Annotated in this window: 20 protein-coding genes; 2 read left to right on the top strand and 18 right to left on the bottom strand. The window is 66.2% G+C overall.

Annotated features, from left to right (window positions below; all coding sequences use genetic code 11):
* Positions 1-36: 36 nt before the first annotated feature.
* Positions 37-1,245: a sensor histidine kinase gene (locus tag ACX3O0_RS01885; protein ID WP_459090462.1), complete on the top strand. Its 1,209-nt coding sequence runs from the start codon at positions 37-39 to the stop codon at positions 1,243-1,245.
* Positions 1,242-1,865, top strand: a complete 624-nt coding sequence (locus ACX3O0_RS01880) for a response regulator (protein ID WP_459106606.1) — start codon at positions 1,242-1,244, stop codon at positions 1,863-1,865. The genes ACX3O0_RS01885 and ACX3O0_RS01880 overlap by 4 nt, the downstream gene beginning before the upstream one ends.
* A gap of 45 nt (positions 1,866-1,910) precedes the next feature.
* On the opposite strand, the gene ACX3O0_RS01875 is transcribed toward ACX3O0_RS01880, so the two are convergent.
* The 18 genes from ACX3O0_RS01875 to ACX3O0_RS01790 form a co-directional block, all read right to left on the bottom strand.
* Entirely contained in the window at positions 1,911-2,810 is a 900-nt protein-coding gene (locus ACX3O0_RS01875) for a tyrosine recombinase XerC (RefSeq protein ID WP_459106605.1), read from the bottom strand.
* Positions 2,811-2,948: 138 nt separating this feature from the next.
* The gene (locus tag ACX3O0_RS01870; RefSeq protein WP_459106604.1) at positions 2,949-3,878 is read right to left on the bottom strand and encodes a phosphodiesterase; all 930 of its coding nucleotides are present in this window, start codon (positions 3,876-3,878) and stop codon (positions 2,949-2,951) included.
* Between the two features lie 36 nt (positions 3,879-3,914).
* Complete coding sequence (dprA, locus tag ACX3O0_RS01865; RefSeq protein WP_459106603.1) at positions 3,915-5,138, bottom strand: DNA-processing protein DprA; 1,224 nt, start codon at positions 5,136-5,138, stop codon at positions 3,915-3,917.
* Positions 5,139-5,209: 71 nt separating this feature from the next.
* The gene (locus ACX3O0_RS01860; protein WP_459106602.1) at positions 5,210-6,742 is read right to left on the bottom strand and encodes a YifB family Mg chelatase-like AAA ATPase; all 1,533 of its coding nucleotides are present in this window, start codon (positions 6,740-6,742) and stop codon (positions 5,210-5,212) included.
* Positions 6,742-7,098: a YraN family protein gene (locus tag ACX3O0_RS01855; RefSeq protein WP_459090450.1), complete on the bottom strand. Its 357-nt coding sequence runs from the start codon at positions 7,096-7,098 to the stop codon at positions 6,742-6,744. Before ACX3O0_RS01855 ends, ACX3O0_RS01860 begins: the two co-directional genes overlap by 1 nt.
* A gap of 118 nt (positions 7,099-7,216) precedes the next feature.
* A complete protein-coding gene (locus ACX3O0_RS01850) occupies positions 7,217-7,540 on the bottom strand; it encodes a DUF2469 family protein (RefSeq protein ID WP_459090448.1) in 324 nt (107 codons plus the stop codon).
* Between the two features lie 52 nt (positions 7,541-7,592).
* Entirely contained in the window at positions 7,593-8,267 is a 675-nt protein-coding gene (locus tag ACX3O0_RS01845) for a ribonuclease HII (RefSeq protein ID WP_459106601.1), read from the bottom strand.
* On the bottom strand, positions 8,268-9,011 hold the full coding sequence (gene lepB, locus ACX3O0_RS01840) for a signal peptidase I (protein WP_459090444.1): 744 nt from the start codon (positions 9,009-9,011) through the stop codon (positions 8,268-8,270). It abuts the gene before it with no gap.
* A gap of 88 nt (positions 9,012-9,099) precedes the next feature.
* Entirely contained in the window at positions 9,100-9,441 is a 342-nt protein-coding gene (rplS, locus tag ACX3O0_RS01835) for a 50S ribosomal protein L19 (protein ID WP_459106600.1), read from the bottom strand.
* A 180-nt stretch (positions 9,442-9,621) separates the two neighbouring features.
* Entirely contained in the window at positions 9,622-10,107 is a 486-nt protein-coding gene (locus tag ACX3O0_RS01830; RefSeq protein WP_459106599.1) for an MFS transporter, read from the bottom strand.
* A 40-nt stretch (positions 10,108-10,147) separates the two neighbouring features.
* Positions 10,148-10,453, bottom strand: a complete 306-nt coding sequence (locus ACX3O0_RS01825; protein ID WP_459090438.1) for a hypothetical protein — start codon at positions 10,451-10,453, stop codon at positions 10,148-10,150.
* The gene (locus ACX3O0_RS01820; protein WP_459106598.1) at positions 10,450-10,611 is read right to left on the bottom strand and encodes a hypothetical protein; all 162 of its coding nucleotides are present in this window, start codon (positions 10,609-10,611) and stop codon (positions 10,450-10,452) included. The genes ACX3O0_RS01825 and ACX3O0_RS01820 overlap by 4 nt, the downstream gene beginning before the upstream one ends.
* A 358-nt stretch (positions 10,612-10,969) precedes the next feature.
* On the bottom strand, positions 10,970-11,671 hold the full coding sequence (gene trmD / locus ACX3O0_RS01815; protein WP_459106597.1) for a tRNA (guanosine(37)-N1)-methyltransferase TrmD: 702 nt from the start codon (positions 11,669-11,671) through the stop codon (positions 10,970-10,972).
* Between the two features lie 104 nt (positions 11,672-11,775).
* A complete protein-coding gene (rimM, locus tag ACX3O0_RS01810) occupies positions 11,776-12,369 on the bottom strand; it encodes a ribosome maturation factor RimM (RefSeq protein ID WP_459106596.1) in 594 nt (197 codons plus the stop codon).
* A 7-nt stretch (positions 12,370-12,376) separates the two neighbouring features.
* Positions 12,377-12,613, bottom strand: coding sequence for an RNA-binding protein (locus ACX3O0_RS01805; protein WP_459090430.1), 237 nt, complete (start codon positions 12,611-12,613; stop codon positions 12,377-12,379).
* Positions 12,614-12,616: 3 nt separating this feature from the next.
* Entirely contained in the window at positions 12,617-13,117 is a 501-nt protein-coding gene (gene rpsP, locus ACX3O0_RS01800; protein WP_459106595.1) for a 30S ribosomal protein S16, read from the bottom strand.
* A gap of 169 nt (positions 13,118-13,286) precedes the next feature.
* Positions 13,287-14,216: a DMT family transporter gene (locus ACX3O0_RS01795; RefSeq protein WP_459106594.1), complete on the bottom strand. Its 930-nt coding sequence runs from the start codon at positions 14,214-14,216 to the stop codon at positions 13,287-13,289.
* 82 nt (positions 14,217-14,298) lie between these two features.
* Entirely contained in the window at positions 14,299-15,144 is an 846-nt protein-coding gene (locus ACX3O0_RS01790; protein WP_459106593.1) for an LLM class F420-dependent oxidoreductase, read from the bottom strand.
* Between the last annotated feature and the right edge of the window lie 10 nt (positions 15,145-15,154).

Genomic DNA, 15,154 nt, shown 5'->3' with positions numbered 1-15,154 from the left:
ATGCCGGGCATCCGCTGGCGGAACTAGGCTCGCGTCATGGACCGGACGGGCACACAGGAACGCACAGTCGTGTTCTCGCGGAACACCCCGCTGGCCCCCGTCTTCCTCGGCCTGCGCATTGCGCTGCACACGACGGTGACCGGGCTCACGCTCTTCGTGATCGTTCGAGGCGTCACGCTGGAGCTTCCGGCCGCCTCCTGGATCGTCGCCATGGCGGTCGTGCTGCTGATCACCTATACCAGTGGCGCTTTCCTGTTGCGGTCGGGGCCGTCGCGACTCGTCCAGTTGTGCTGGCTCGCCACGGTGACCGCAGAAGTCGTCGCGCTGGTCTGGCTGACATCGGATGCCGCGTTCCTGGTCTTTCCGCTGTTCTTCCTTCAATTGCACCTGCTCCCGATCAGGTGGTCGGTTCCCCTGGTGGCCGCCACCACGGCGTTCACCATCGCATCCATGGCCGCGCACACCGGGTGGGGCGTGGGCGGGGTGATCGGCCCGATCATCGGCGCTGCGGTCGCCATCGCCATCGGGCTCGGTTACCGCGCGCTGTACCGCGAAACGGAGGAGCGGCAGCGCCTGATCGACGACCTGGTGGCCACGCGCCACGAACTGGCGGTACGGGAACGGGAGACGGGCGTCCTGGAGGAGCGTGAAAGGCTGGCGCGGGAAATCCACGACACCGTCGCCCAGGGCTTGTCGAGCATCCAACTGCTCCTCCACGCAGCCGAGAGAACCGTGACTGACCCGGGGGCCGTCGAGCACGTGCGCCTGGCGCGCGAAACCGCCGCAGCGAGCCTCGCGGAGGCACGGCAGTTCGTTCGGGAGCTTTCTCCACCCGCCCTTGAAGAACAGGGGCTCCCGCAGGCCCTGGAGCGACTTGCGGAGGCCACCACACAGGCCGACCTGGTGGTGTCGTTCCACCTCAGTGGCGACCTCATCGAGCTGCCGATGCGCCAGGAGACCGCGCTGCTGCGCATCGCCCAGGCATCACTGGCCAACGTGACCCAGCACTCCGGAGCGACCCGAGCAGAGGTGACGCTCACTTATCTCGATGACTGGGTCGGCCTGGACATCGTCGACAATGGCAGTGGTTTCGATCCCAATGAAGCGACCAAAGCGTCGTCGTTCGGCCTGGCCGGTCTTCGCGGGCGCGTCGCGGGGTTGGGCGGCCGGCTGTCGATCGAATCCACTCCGGGTGGGGGTACGGCCATCGCCGCCGCGTTCGACCTGACGGATGGTGCACCGTGATTCGCATCCTGATCGCCGACGACCACCCAGTGGTGCGGGCCGGTCTGCGCGCACTGTTCTCCGGCGAGGCCGACCTCGAGGTGGTTGCCGATGTGCCCACTGCCGAGGAAGCCGTGCGGTCGGCAGGGCAAGGCGCTGTCGACCTGGTGCTCATGGACCTCCAGTTCGGCGGGGGAATGCCGGGTGTTGCCGCCACCCAGGCGATTCGCGCGCAGCATCCGTCGCCCCACGTGCTGGTGTTGACCAATTACGACACGGATGCCGACATCCTGGGCGCCATCGAGGCTGGCGCGAGCGGCTACCTGTTGAAGGATGCGCCGCCACACGAACTGCTTGCCGCGGTGCGAGGTGCGTCAGCCGGCGAGACCGCGCTGGCGCCCGCTGTCGCCGACCGTTTGAGCATCCGTCGGCAGAAGAAGGGGCCCGAACTCACGCTGCGCGAGATCGAGGTTCTGGGCCTGGTGGCCGACGGGAAGTCCAACCGGGCCATCGGTCGGGAGCTGTTCCTCAGCGAGGCGACCGTCAAGTCGCATCTGGTACACATCTTCACCAAGCTCGGGGTGGCATCTCGAACCCAGGCCGTCGCCCGGGCGCGGGAGACCGGGTCCATCCGTACCTAGCGCTGTGCGCTCGGCCCTCGTCTCCCGTTCAGCGACGCGACGGGCTCACGCGCGCGGATGCGCCGAACGGTAGCTGTCTTTCAACCGCTCCATGGAGACGTGCGTGTATATCTGCGTTGTGCCGAGGCTGGCATGCCCGAGCATCTCCTGGACTGCCCGCAGGTCGGCGCCGCCGTCCAGCAGGTGCGTTGCTGCGGTGTGGCGGAGCGCGTGCGGGCCGGACGGCCCTCCGCCGGGGATCTCATCCAGAAGTCCGGACACCAACCGGTAGACCGTGCGGCTGCCGAGGCGCCGCCCCTGGGCGCCCAGGAACATGGCCTGTGTCGGCTCGCGCAGCAGCAGCCCGCGAGCGTCGTCGAGGTAGGCGACGATGGCGTCCTTCGCCGGAACCCCGAACGGGACGACCCGCTCCTTCGACCCCTTGCCGAGCACCCGGACGGTGAGGCGCCCGAGGTCGACGCTGCCCTGGTCCAGCCCCACCAGCTCGCTGACACGTAGAGCGGATGCGTAAAGCAGCTCGATGACGCACAGGTCACGCATCGCGTTCGGGTCGCCCGTGCCCGCCTTCACCTCGAGCGAGGCGAGCATGTCCGCCAGCTGTTGGCGGGTCAGCACCCGGGGTAGTGAGCGGTCTGGTTTGGGCGATTTCAGGCGGACTGCCGCATCCGTCGACCCGTCCTGCTTGGCCAGCCAGGCACTGAACGCCCTGGCGGCAGCTGACCGGCGGGCGAGGGTGGACTTCGCGAGGCCGTCCTGCGTTCCCTGCCAGAGCCAGTCGCGGAGGAGGTCGAGCGAGAGGCCCTGTGACGTTGCGACGCCCCGGGTGTCGGCGAACTCGCTGAGTCTGGCCAGGTCTGCGCGGTACGACCGCACCGTGTTCGGGCTGAAGCCCCGCTCGGCGCTGAGGTAGCGCGAGAACGCGTCGATGGCAGGGTCAAGCTTCACGCCTCTATCGTGCAACCTGCGCTCAGCGCGAGGCTGCTCCCCCGCCGCAGTGCGCGGATCGGATTCGCTCCAGCCGGGCGGGTAACGGCCGATTAATGTCAGCGCATGCCCTAAGGCCGCTCCCCTGGCCTGCTACCCTCAGCTGGCCGGTTCGGTGCCCAGGTTGAAGCTGCTCTTCTTGCTGGAGAACATCTCGCGCCGCTGGTGGGGTGTCATGGCTTCGATCTGGGCGCGGTAGTCGGCGGAGAAGCCGGAAACTTCAGCGTTGTCTCCGAGCGGGACGAGCGAGTGCACCACCCTGTCCTCGTAGACATGAACCATGCTGATCGCCTGGCCAGCGTCGATGCCGGAGAGCAGGCGGTGGTCGGCGGTGAGGTCCAGCGTGTAGCAGGTGGCTGAGACGACCGACACGGGCACGCCGGCGAACATGCTGTGGGTGGAGTAGTGGAGGTGGCCGGCGAGGATGCCGCGGACATCCGTTCCCCGCACCACCTCGGCGAAGGCGTGCTGGTCTTCGAGTTCGAGCATCTCCATCGCCCAGAGCAGCGGGGTGGGGATCGGCGGGTGGTGCACCGCGATGAACGTGCCGTGCGGCGCAGGCGTGGCCAGCTCGGCGCGGAGCCAGTCGAGTTGGTCGGCGGTGAGGGCACCGTGGTGGTAGCCGGGCACGCTGGTGTCCAGCGAGATGATCCGCAGGCTGCCCACGTTGTAGACGCGGTCCTGCGGTGCTTCGCTGCCCGGTTCGTCGAAGAGTTCCTGCGAGTACTGCAGGCGCTCATCGTGGTTGCCCATCACCCAGATGACCTGGGCGCCGAGGCGTTCGGCGGCCGGCTCGACGATGGCGCGGAGGCGCTGGTAGGCATCCGGCTCCCCCAGGTCGGCGAGGTCACCGGTGAAGACGATCGCTTCGGGGCGGACGTCTGACCGTTCCAGCTGTTTGAGCGCCTGCTCCAGGTGGTCTTCGGTTCTCACCGACCCGTACAGCTCTTTGCCTGCGGCGAGGAAGTGGGTGTCGCTGATGTGGGCGATGGCGTGCAGGGGCGCGGGGTGCTGGCCGAGTTGAGTCACGGCTCAACAGTATTGCCCGCCGCCGACCGCGACCAACTACAGGGCCTTCCTCACCCAGCCGCGCTCCCGTTCCACGACGGCGCCCTCCACGGAGGCGGCACCGAGGATCGCCTGCACGGCAGCGACCGACAGCCCGGAGCGGGCGGCGATGTCGTGGGCGGTCCGCGGGGAACGCGTGCTGATGGCATCGAACACCCTGACCTGTTCGGAGGTCGCACCCTCGCCGAGGCCGTCCAGCGTGTTGGCCTCGGCCCCGGCGAGCGGCGCCAGTTCGGCCATTTCGGCAGCATTGGTCACGCAGACGGCGTCGAAGTCGCGAATGAGGCGGTGGCATCCGGCGGATGCCATCGAGGTCACCGGCCCGGGGACCGCACCGAGCGGCCGACCAAGGGCAGCAGCGTGCCCGGCGGTGTTGAGCGACCCGGATCGCCATCCAGCTTCCATCACGATGGTGGCCTGGCTGGCAGCTGCTATGAGCCTGTTTCGCTGCAGAAACCTCCATTTCGTCGGCTGCGAACCGCACGGCAGTTCAGAGATCACCGCCCCCGACTCGACGATTCGGGTCAGGAGCGCGTCGTGCCCGCTCGGGTAGAACCGGTCGACGCCGCCGGCCAGGAACGCGACGGTCTGCCCGGAACTCGCGAGCGCTGCTCGATGAGCCATCCCATCGATCCCGTAGGCAGCACCGGAGACAATCGTGTACCCGCGATCGACCAGGCTGGCGGATGCTTCCATGGTGACGTGCTCCCCGTAGCCGGTCGCCGCCCGGGCACCCACCAGGGAGATGGATTGCTCCAGGGTGAGCATCGTCGAGACGTTCCCGCGCAACCAGAGCGCGATCGGTGCATGGAGGCCCAGGTCAGCCATGCCGACCGGCCAGGCCGGGTCGGAGGGCGTGAGCAGTCGAACGTTGAACCGGGCGGCCTGCTTCAGCGCGATCAGTGCAGTGGCAGACGTGATCCGCGGATGCCAGCGCTTCAGGGCATCCGTCGCCTCCTCCTCCGTCAGACTCTCAATGCCGGTTTCGCGCACCTCCGACACCATCCGGGTCACCGGCCAGCGGTCAACCACGGACGCCAGTGCCTGGGAAGCACCGAGCGCGGACACGAGGACGCCTGCAACGCGGTCCCCGGGCTCGGCGATCCCTGTCCATGCTGAGCGGGCGAAGCGCTCCGCGATCTCCGATGGCTCCAGCTGTTCACCGGCAATCTCACGGATCAGTGGCGCGACCACCGCCTCCTTGATGCCGAACATGCTCATCGGTGCGCCTTCCTCTTGGTGGGCCGTGTTGTGGTGGGCTGTGTCTTGGTGGGTAGGGCCCTTCAGCTCCGTCATGACATCGCCCTTCTCAGGTAGAGGGCGCGGCCGATCTGGTCGGGCCCAGGCGTGGTGACGCCGTCGAGGTCGGCGAGCGTCCAGCCCACTTTGAGCACGCGGTCGTAGCCGCGCATCGTGATGCCGCCGCGTTCGAGAGCCCGATCGATCGACACAGTCGTCGCGGGCGACAGCCTCATGCGCTTCGAGCGCAGCCAGGTGCCCGGTACCTGGCTGTTGAGCGTCCACGGCGTGCCGGCGAGCCTGCCCACAGCGGATTCTCGGGCGCCGATGACCCGCGAACGTGCCTCTGCCGTGGACAGGCGAGGCAGCTCATCCGCCACCTTCAGCTGCGCTGCCGTGATGCGCGACACCCTCAACTGAATGTCGATGCGGTCGAGAAGCGGCCCGGACAACCTGGCCAGGTAGCGCCGCCGCGCGTGCGGAGGGCACACGCAGTCGGAGTCGCGTGAACCGTACTGCCCGCACGGGCAAGGATTCGCGGCCATCACCAGCTGGAACTGACCGGGAAAATGGGCGACCGCGTTGGCGCGGTGGATGCTGATGACACCGGATTCGAGTGGCTGCCGCAGGGCATCCAGCACGTTGCTGTGGAACTCCGGCGCCTCATCGAGGAACAGCACGCCGTGGGCTGCACGGGCGGCAGCCCCTGGGCGGATGATGCCGGTGCCCCCGCCGATCAGGGCGGCGGCGGTTGCGGTGTGGTGCGGTGCTTCGAGCGGTGGCCTGGTGACCAGGCCGGCGCCGACCGGCATCCCGGAGAGGGAGCGCACCGAGCTCACCTCGAGGGCGGATTCGGTGCTCAGGTCGGGCAGGAGCCCAGGCAGTCTGGCCGCGAGCATGGTCTTGCCTGCTCCCGGAGGTCCCAGGAGGAACACGTGGTGTCCACCGGCGGCGGCGACCAGCATCGCGTGCACGGCGTCATCGTTGCCGACAACGTCTGCCAGGTCTGGCGTCTCGGCCTCGATAGCAGCAACATCCGGTCGAAGAATCGCGTCAACCGGGATCGGCTCGAACTCACCGCCGTGCCAGATGGCGGCGTCTCGCAGTGATGCGACACCTATGACGCGGATGCCTGGGACCAGGGCGGCTTCGTCCTGGTTGCCGGTCGGAACCATCACCGTGGTGGCGCCGGCGCGCGCCGCAGCCAGGACCGCCGGGAGCACTCCGTTGATCGGGCGCAGCCTGCCGTCGAGACCGAGTTCGCCCAGGTGCACCACCGATTCGACGGACCCCGCGCTGACCGAATCGGCAGCGACCAGCGCGGCGACGGCGATCGCCAGGTCGAACCCGGAGCCCTGCTTCGGCAACGCAGCCGGTGACAGGTTCACCGTCAGCTTTCGCGTCGGCAACGGGCATCCGGAGTTCGTGGCTGCAGCCCACACGCGATCACGCGCCTCGCCAAGCGCCGTATCAGGCAGGCCGATGAGCACGAACTTGGGCAGTTGGTTCGAGATGTCCGCCTCCACCGACACCAGCGAACCGGTGAGTCCGAGAAGTGCCACAGCGGTGGTGCGCCCGATCGGCATCAGAACACCCGCTTCAGGTGCTCGATCTGCGGGCTGCCTAACCTCGGGGCGATCACCGCGATGGCGTCGATGCGGATGCGCTCGTGACTACCCGGGTGCGCCTGGCACCAGGCGGCCGCCAGCCGACGAAGCCTGGCCAACTTGAGCGTCGTGATGGCTTCGAGCGGATGCCCGAAGGCGATGCTGCTGCGCGTCTTCACCTCGACGAAAGCGGTCTCCGAGCCGTCGAACGCGACCACGTCGATCTCACCCTGGCTGCAACGCCAATTGCGGTCCAGGATCGTGTACCCGGCGTCCACCAGGAATGCCGTGGCGAGTTCTTCGCCGTGCCGCCCCAGCGCATCCTTTGCAGCCATGACCACCTCCGACTTCGAGGATGGCGGCAGGTGCGCAGGCGCCTAGCGTGGTTCAGCGAAACCGTGATCGGTGGGTGTCAGCGCAGGCCTGTGGAGGGCGGGACTGCGTGAGGGCGATCTACTCGTCGAGCGCGAGTTCCTTGGGGAGCTCCAGCTCCTTGGCGTTCAGCTCCTCGACGTTCACGTCTTTGAAGGTGAGCACGCGCACGGACTTCACGAAGCGGTCGGAACGGTAGACATCCCAGACCCACACGTCGTTCATGGTGAGCTCGAAGTAGAAGTCGTTCTCGGTGTCCTGCCGGACAAGCTCCACCTCGTTCGCCAGGTAGAACCGTCGCTCCGTCTCCACGACATAGCGGAACTGGCCCACGACGTCCCGGTACTCCCGGAACAGCGCAAGCTCGACCTCGCGGTCGTAATCCTCGAACTCGTCCTCATCCATAGCGTGTTCAACTCTACGCTGTTTCCGATGGTGCCCTGCCGGGGTATGCAGCTCAGTCGGCGATGGCGACGAGCTCGTCGAATAGGGCCGGCTGCTTCAGCCAGGTGCGGCGGTGGAAGTCGGTAGCGCCCAGCTCGGCGATGGCCGCCATGTGCTCCGCACTGCCGTAGCCCTTGTTGCCGGCCCAGCCGTACCCGCTGGTGACAGCATCCGCTTCGATCATCAGCCGGTCGCGATGCACCTTGGCGATGACGGATGCTGCGGCGACCGACGCGCATTGCTGGTCGGCCTTGACGAGCGTGCGCACCGGGAGCGGGGACGACAGCCCGGGGTTGAGCCAGTCGAAGTGGCCGTCGAGCAGTACGATGCTTTCGCGGATGCTCGCGCCAGCCTCATGCAGCGCGGTCAGGGCGCGCTTTCCCGCCAGGGCGAGGGCGGCGGAGATGCCCAGCTGGTCGACCTCCAGGGGCGACGCGAGACCGACAGCACTGAAGCGGCACCACGATGCGCTGAGCGGCGCCAACTCCTCGCGGCGCTTCTCGCTGAGCATCTTCGAGTCGCGAAGCCCCTTCGGGATCGCGCCCATCTCCCGTTCGACCACGCTCATGCCCACCCCGACCGGGCCGGCGATCGCACCCCGGCCGACCTCGTCACATCCGATGACGTAACGGGCGCCCTGCGCGTGCAGGCCGGCTTCGTAGTCCAGTGTGGGGTCGGAGACAACCATCTACTGTCCCTCGTCGACCCCAGCGAAAGTCTGGGGGTAGTTGTCGAGCCAGGTCCAGTTCTGGCTGGGCCAGCTGACCAGGAACGCCCGGCCCACCACGTGGTCGAGCGGGACGAATCCTTCGGTCGGGCCAGAGGTATTGCAGCGCGAGTCGCAGGAGTTGTAGCGGTTGTCGCCCAAGACCCATAGGGAATCCTTGGGGACGGTGATCGCGAAGTCGTCCTTCGACACCTTGGTCACCTTGTCCGGCAGCTTCAGGTATCCCTCATCGATCGGCACGCCGTTCACCGACAACTGGCCGAAAGCGTTGCAGCAGGCCACCTCGTCGCCGGGAAGGCCGATGACGCGTTTGATGAGGTGGTCGTTGCTGTCCGGGGCGCTCAGGCCGATCGCCGACAGCATCCAGTCGACCGCCTCAACCAGCGGGGCGCGCTCTTCCTGCGGAACCGGGTTCAGCCAACCGCCCGGATCCTTGAACACCACGATGTCGCCGCGCTCGACGTCGAACAGGTCGGGGATCAACTGGTTGACGATGATGCGGTCCTGCACCTGCAGGGTGTTCTCCATCGACGAGGAGGGGATGTAGAACGAGCGGATCAGGAAGGTCTTGATGCCCACCGAAATGATGATCGCGGCCAGGAAAATGAGGACGATATCGCGGAGGAACAGCTTGATACCGCGCGTTTTGCGGCGCCGTTCAATCGCCTCGCTGGCTGTGCGCGAAGCAGGCAGTGCATCTGTCATTTAACCCCTGAGCTCCCCGCCATATTACGTGGTGGGGAGCCGAAGTAGCGCGCACTTTCGGGTGCGTTGCATGGGACGGGGAAAGCGCTTAGCGCTTTTCCTTGATCTTCGCCTTCTTGCCGCGCAGGTCGCGCAGGTAATACAGCTTGGCGCGACGAACGTCACCGCGGGTGACGACCTCGATGTGGTCGATGACCGGGGAGTGAACCGGGAACGTGCGCTCCACGCCCACCTGGAAGCTGACCTTGCGAACCGTGAAAGTCTCGCGGACGCCCTCGTTCTGGCGGCCGATGACGACCCCCTGGAAGATCTGGACACGTGAACGCGTACCTTCAACGATGTTGACGTGCACCTTCACGTTGTCGCCGGCACGGAAGTCCGGGATGTCCGAGCGGAGTGAGGCCGCATCTACGGCGTCGAGAATGTGCATGATTGTTCGCTCTCTGCGGCCGCCACTGGTCGACCACGATCTAAGTACTGCTGAAGAAAGGGATGGTGCCGAAAGAATGCTGGCTCCCCTGTGGCAGAGCCGTGCGCGGGCACAAACGCTAATTCTGCCATAAGCGGATGTCCGCCGCCAGTTGAGCCGGTTCAGCCCGGCCCCGAATGCTCAGTCCTTTGGCGGGTCGAGGCGGATGACCGTGCCGGCGCCGGGCGCATTCGGGCTCGTCTGCCGAAACTGTGACGCGGGAACGGCGGTGTAGTCCAGTGATGCCAGCGCCGACTTCACCCGCCGGCGAGTCTCGGTGAACAACTGCCAGAGTGCCGACCAGAACGCGGCGACCGTCAGGATGATGACGATCGCGGCGACAGCCGGATGCGCGAAAACGCCGGCGGCGATGATGGAGAGGTACCACGCGAAGTGGAGCCCGACGTCCAGCCACGACAGTGCACGGTCGCGGCGCACCGACTTGCGCGCCACCGTGAATCCTGCGACGACCAGCATCACGACACCCAGGATGGGGCTGATCAGCAGCAGCAGCGCGAAGTCCCAGCCACTCTCCGCGAGCACCAGACCGCGCCCGATCAGCAGGAACACCGGCAGCACCACGAAGGCGCCGAACATTGCGTAATAGAACGCTCGCCTCAGCCACATGGGACAAGCGTACGCGAGGCCTGCTGGAGAACAGCTAGGCCTAGCCGGTTACCCGTAAGGCAAGCATCCGTGCGTCTTTGATGGAGTACCCCAAGGTTGACGATGAAGACTGGCACCGTAACCGGATGTCATTGTTGCTGGTCAGGTCGACAACCTGGGTCCAGCCCGGTGCGATCGTCTGAACAGTTCCATGTGCAACCAGGGAACAATCACCGGTACCGCCGTCAGGCGTCCATTGAATCTCGACGAGCCACTTCTCGGCACTCAACATTGGGCTGAAAGCAAGCACCGTGTTCGGCGTATCGGTGAACCCTTGGGATGCCTTCTCGACCAGCCGCACATTCACGTCGCCATCGGCTCCATCGGCTCCATCGGCTCCATCGACACCGTCAACCCCATTTGCACCGTCAACTCCATCTGCACCAGGCGCACCGGCAGGACCGGGCATACCGGCAGGACCCGGCGAACCCGCGGGTCCCTGCGAACCTGCGTCGCCCCGAGCACCTGTGGAGCCTTTCGGCCCTACAGCCCCGCGAGCACCAGCCGGACCTACGCTCCCGTGGGGCCCGGCCAAACCGTCGACACCTTGTGCACCCTCGGGGCCGGTCGGACCCGCAGGCCCCGCCGGGCCCTCTGCTCCGTCTGTCCCGCTCGATCCCGTGGCGGACGTCGCATCCGCAACGCCCTGCGAGGCTCCTCCAGCAATGGCGTTGCCTGCGAGGCTTCCTCCCAGGGCCACCACGAATACAGTGACAAGAAGGGCGATGATACTCAAAACAGTCTTGGGCACGGGTACTCCTGAGTCGGCTGTCGGGTCCCATCGACGATATACTGTGGGACTCTCACTTTACCGGTTCGTTAGCTAGCCGTTACCATCCAGTAGTTCAGGCCTGACCTCACGGGTGCGATCCAGCTGTTGCGCCCGTCGCCACGCGGCGATGGCGGCGTGGTTGCCGCTCAGGAGCACCGGCGGTACCTCGAGCCCTCGCCATTCGGCCGGTTTCGTGTAGCTGGGGTACTCGAGCAGCCCGTCTTCGTGACTCTCCTCGACAAGGCTCTCCGGGTTGCCGACCATGCCGGGGATGAGCCGGCCGATCGCCTCGATCATCGCCATCGTTGCCACCTCTCCCCCGTTGAGCACATAGTCGCCCAGGCTGATCAGGCGAACGGATGCCCGGGTCGCCGTGTAGTCGATGACCCGCTGGTCGATCCCCTCGTAACGTCCGCAAGCGAAGGCGAGGTGGGATTCTTCGGCGAGCTCGCGTGCGAGCTTCTGGGTGAAGACCTCGCCGGCCGGGGACGGGAAAATGACTGTTGGCGGGGCATCCGCTACTGCAGCATCGAGGACGGTGTCGATCGCGTCGCCCCACGGCTCCGGTTTCATCACCATGCCGGCACCGCCGCCGTAGGGGGTGTCGTCCACGGTGCGGTGCCGATCGTGGGTGAAATCGCGGAGGTCGTGCACAGCGAGGTCGATCAGGCCGCTCTTGCGCGCCTTACCCAGCAGGGAGACGTCGAGAACGGAGAAGAACTCCGGGAAGATCGTCACGATGTCGATGCGCACGTAGTGATCCTAAGCGCGGAGGACTCGCTGACACGAAAGGAGGAGAAAGCGGCACTATCGCCGAAAAAAGTCCCTCAAACCGTGCAGACGGCACGAAAGGTCCCTCAATTCGCGGGCGGCTCTTCGGTGGGTGCAGGCTTGTTCGGTTCGTCGTCGGGCTCATCGGGCAGCTCCTCGAAGAGGCCGGGGGGCGGCGTCACCGTCAGGGTGCCGGCCTTGATGTCGACTGCGGGCACGATCGCCTTGACGAACGGGACAAGCACCTCACCGGCATCCGTCGTCACATGCAGGAGGTCCTGGGCCGGAAGGTGATCGACCAGGCTGATGGTCCCGACTTTCACGCCGTCGCGGATGACGGACAGGCCGACCAGCTGATGGTCGAACCAGGCATCCTCCTCGTCAGGGCTCTCATCGAGATCCTGGTCGACCCAGAGGATCGCCTTCAGCAACGACTCGGCTGTCGTGCGATCCGGGACATCCTTGAAGAACGCCACGGGATGCGTGTTGTACCACTTCAGCTCGACGAGCTCGAGGGTCTTGCCGTGCCAGGGCGACGAGGTCGGCACCTGGAGAGTGAACACGGCGCCCGGGACGAAACGTCGCCCCGGGTCATCCGTGTACAGCTCGATCTTTATTGCACCCTTGAGGCCATGTGCCTTGGTAAGGCGGCCGACTCTGAGTTGGGTCTTACTGGACATCGCTTGTCTAGTAATCGGTGTCGACAACGTCGACGCGCACCTTGCGGCCATCGGCGAGAGCCGAGACCAGGGTGCGGAGCGCCTTCGCAGTGCGGCCAGCGCGACCGATCACACGACCGAGGTCCTCCGGGTGCACGCGCACCTCGAGAACGTCGCCGCGAGGAGAGTTCTTTGACACGACCTGCACATCGTCCGGGTGATCGACGATCCCCTTGACCAGGTGCTCCAGAGCGGGTGCGAGCACGTGCTACGCCTTGTCTGCGTCGGGAGCGGGGGTTTCCTCGGCGGGAGCTTCGGCTGCTGCCTCAGCTGCCGGAGCCTCCTCGACCTTGGGCTCCTCGGCGGGAGCTTCCTTAGCCTTCGGCTCTTCCTTCTTCGCCTCTTCCTTGGCCGGAGCCTCGGCCTTCGGCTTCAGCACGGCCTTCTTCTTCTCGTCGGCGACGAACGGAACCTTGGGCTCTTTGGTCTTGACGGTGGACTTGGCGTTCTTCTCGCCCTTGAACGTTCCCCAGTCACCGGTCAGCTTGAGGAGAGCAGCAACCTGCTCGGTCGGCTGTGCGCCGACGCTCAGCCAGTACTGGGCACGCTCGGAGTTGACCTCGATGAACGAGGGCTCCTCGGTCGGGTGGTACTTGCCGATCTCTTCGATGACACGGCCGTCGCGCTTGGTGCGCGAGTCGGCGACAACGATGCGGTAGTAAGGAGCGCGGATCTTGCCGAAGCGCTTCAAACGAATTTTTACAGCCACAATTCTCCTGTGTTTCTAGATATGGGAGCGAACTGACAGCCGTGAGCGTGGGGGCACACTCGGCAGAAAGGTCTAAGGAAATCAGGTGCGGTTTGATTAGAGGGTCGAACCGCGCAGACTCAACAGTCCATTCTGCCAGAAAAACCGTGACGGTGATTACCGGGGTCGGCTACTCCGCCTGAACCGGCACCGCCGGAGTGGCTGCACGTGACGTGCGGCGGCTGAGGGCGACACCGATCAGGCAGATTACTCCACCGATGATGGCCAGTACGGTGGGGATCTCCTGGAAGAAGAGGAACCCGAGGGCGACCACGATGGCCGGGACGACGTAAGTGGTGACGCCGAGCTTGCCCGCGGGCATCCGCGACAGGGCGTAAGCCCAGGTGCTGAAAGCGAGAGCCGTCGGGACTGCGCCCAGATAGACCACCCCGATAATCGCCGCGGTCGGCGCCTCCTGGAGTTCGGCGATGAGACCGCCACTGAACGGGAGGCAGGCGATGGCGCCGATGACGCAGCCCATCCAGGTCACCTGTGTGGCCGGCATCCTGGTGAGCACGCGCTTCTGGCAGAGGACACCGATGGCGTAGGCCAGCGCGGCGACCAGGCACCAGATCACACCCCAGCCGTCACCGAATTCGGATGCCCCGGTGCCGAGTCCGATGAGAATCACCCCGAAGAATGCGACCCCGGCGCCGATGGCGAGCCACTTCGGGATGCCCTCACCGAGGAACAGGCCGGCGCCCAGCGCGATGAGGATGGGGCCGATGTTCACCAGCATCGCCGTGGTACCGGCATCCAGAGTCTGCTCTGCCGTGTTCAGGGCCACGTTGTAGACGCCGAACCAGGCGATCCCGAAGACCAGGATGAGGAGCCATTCGCGGCCGGTCGGCTTCACCCAGCGGCGCCCGATCAGGACCAGGGCGAGCAGTGCCGTGCCGATCAGCAGACGGCCGAGCGCGAGCGGACCGCCGGAGAAGTAGGGGGCAACGCCGCGGATGACGACGAAAGCGCTGGCCCAGGCGATCACCGTTACCACGATGGCGACGAGTACGAGGGTCGATGCGCTGGCGACGGGACGCCGGGTCTTCAGGGTGGTCACCGTCTCACGTTATCCATAGCCACCGACATTGGATCACCGAACGACGGCCTGTGGCACGGACTTGTCGAAGGCTGGCAGAAAGCTACCTGGAGTTCTGCTGATCGCGCCAGGAAAGCCAGCCCTTGATCGAGTCAAAATCGTACTCTGGCCGTCGCAACTCGATCGTGAACAGGCTGACCCCGAGGGCGACCTGCTCGTCGGCGTCCGCCACGGCCATCCGCGATCCCAGCTTGGTGGAGATCTCGATCTCGCTCACGTCGCGGCCGACATCCTCGCCGTGCCTGGCAAGGATGTCGAGCTTGCGCTTGAGGGTCGGCGCATCTGAGAAGCTGTGCCAGATGTCGGCGTGCTCGGCGACGATGCGAAGCGTCTTCTTCTCCCCACCACCGCCGATCAGCACAGGGATGCGGCGGGTGGGAGGCGGGTTCAGCTTCTCCCAGCGGGAGCGGATGATCGGAAGGTCGCGAGCGAGGGCGTCCAGCCTGCTGCCGGCCGTGCCGAACTCGTAGCCGTATTCGTCGTAATCGCGCTCGAACCAGCCGGCGCCGGTGCCGAAGATGAACCGGCCGACCCCGTCGGGGCCCGCGCTGATGTGGTCGATGGTGCGCGCCATGTCCGCTTGCAGGTTGGGGTTGCGGTAGCTGTTGCAGTTCACCAGCGTGCCGAGCTGGACTGTGCTGGTCTGTTCGGCGAGGGCCGCCAGCATGGTCCACGACTCGAAGTGACGGCCATCCGGGTCGCCGGACAGCGCAAAGAAGTGGTCCCAGTTGAAGAGCACGTCGATGCCGAGGTCTTCCAGTTCGGCGGCGGTGTCACGCAGCTTGGGGTAGTCGGCGTGCTGGGGCGCCAACTGCACGCCGATGCGGATGGGGCGGCTGGGTCGGGCAGGCAGGTTAGCGCCCGTGTCCGAGGTCACGCTGGTGGTCATCCGCCCAGCC

The sequence above is a fragment of the Homoserinimonas sp. A447 genome (assembly GCF_054489325.1).
Note: the sequence above shows the minus strand (reverse complement) of the source record. Positions and strands in the feature narration are given on the sequence as shown.

Excerpts from the sequence above, each read along its gene's own strand:
- ACX3O0_RS01885 (WP_459090462.1), top strand. The coding sequence starts at position 37 with ATGGACCGGACGGGCACACAGGAACGCACAGTCGTGTTCTCGCGGAAC.
- dprA (WP_459106603.1), bottom strand. The coding sequence starts at position 5,138 with ATGAGCATGTTCGGCATCAAGGAGGCGGTGGTCGCGCCACTGATCCGT.
- ACX3O0_RS01860 (WP_459106602.1), bottom strand. The coding sequence starts at position 6,742 with ATGCCGATCGGGCGCACCACCGCTGTGGCACTTCTCGGACTCACCGGT.
- ACX3O0_RS01855 (WP_459090450.1), bottom strand. The coding sequence starts at position 7,098 with ATGGCTGCAAAGGATGCGCTGGGGCGGCACGGCGAAGAACTCGCCACG.
- ACX3O0_RS01850 (WP_459090448.1), bottom strand. The coding sequence starts at position 7,540 with ATGGATGAGGACGAGTTCGAGGATTACGACCGCGAGGTCGAGCTTGCG.
- ACX3O0_RS01845 (WP_459106601.1), bottom strand. The coding sequence starts at position 8,267 with ATGGTTGTCTCCGACCCCACACTGGACTACGAAGCCGGCCTGCACGCG.
- lepB (WP_459090444.1), bottom strand. The coding sequence starts at position 9,011 with ATGACAGATGCACTGCCTGCTTCGCGCACAGCCAGCGAGGCGATTGAA.
- rplS (WP_459106600.1), bottom strand. The coding sequence starts at position 9,441 with ATGCACATTCTCGACGCCGTAGATGCGGCCTCACTCCGCTCGGACATC.
- ACX3O0_RS01830 (WP_459106599.1), bottom strand. The coding sequence starts at position 10,107 with ATGTGGCTGAGGCGAGCGTTCTATTACGCAATGTTCGGCGCCTTCGTG.
- rimM (WP_459106596.1), bottom strand. The coding sequence starts at position 12,369 with ATGTCCAGTAAGACCCAACTCAGAGTCGGCCGCCTTACCAAGGCACAT.
- ACX3O0_RS01790 (WP_459106593.1), bottom strand. The coding sequence starts at position 15,144 with ATGACCACCAGCGTGACCTCGGACACGGGCGCTAACCTGCCTGCCCGA.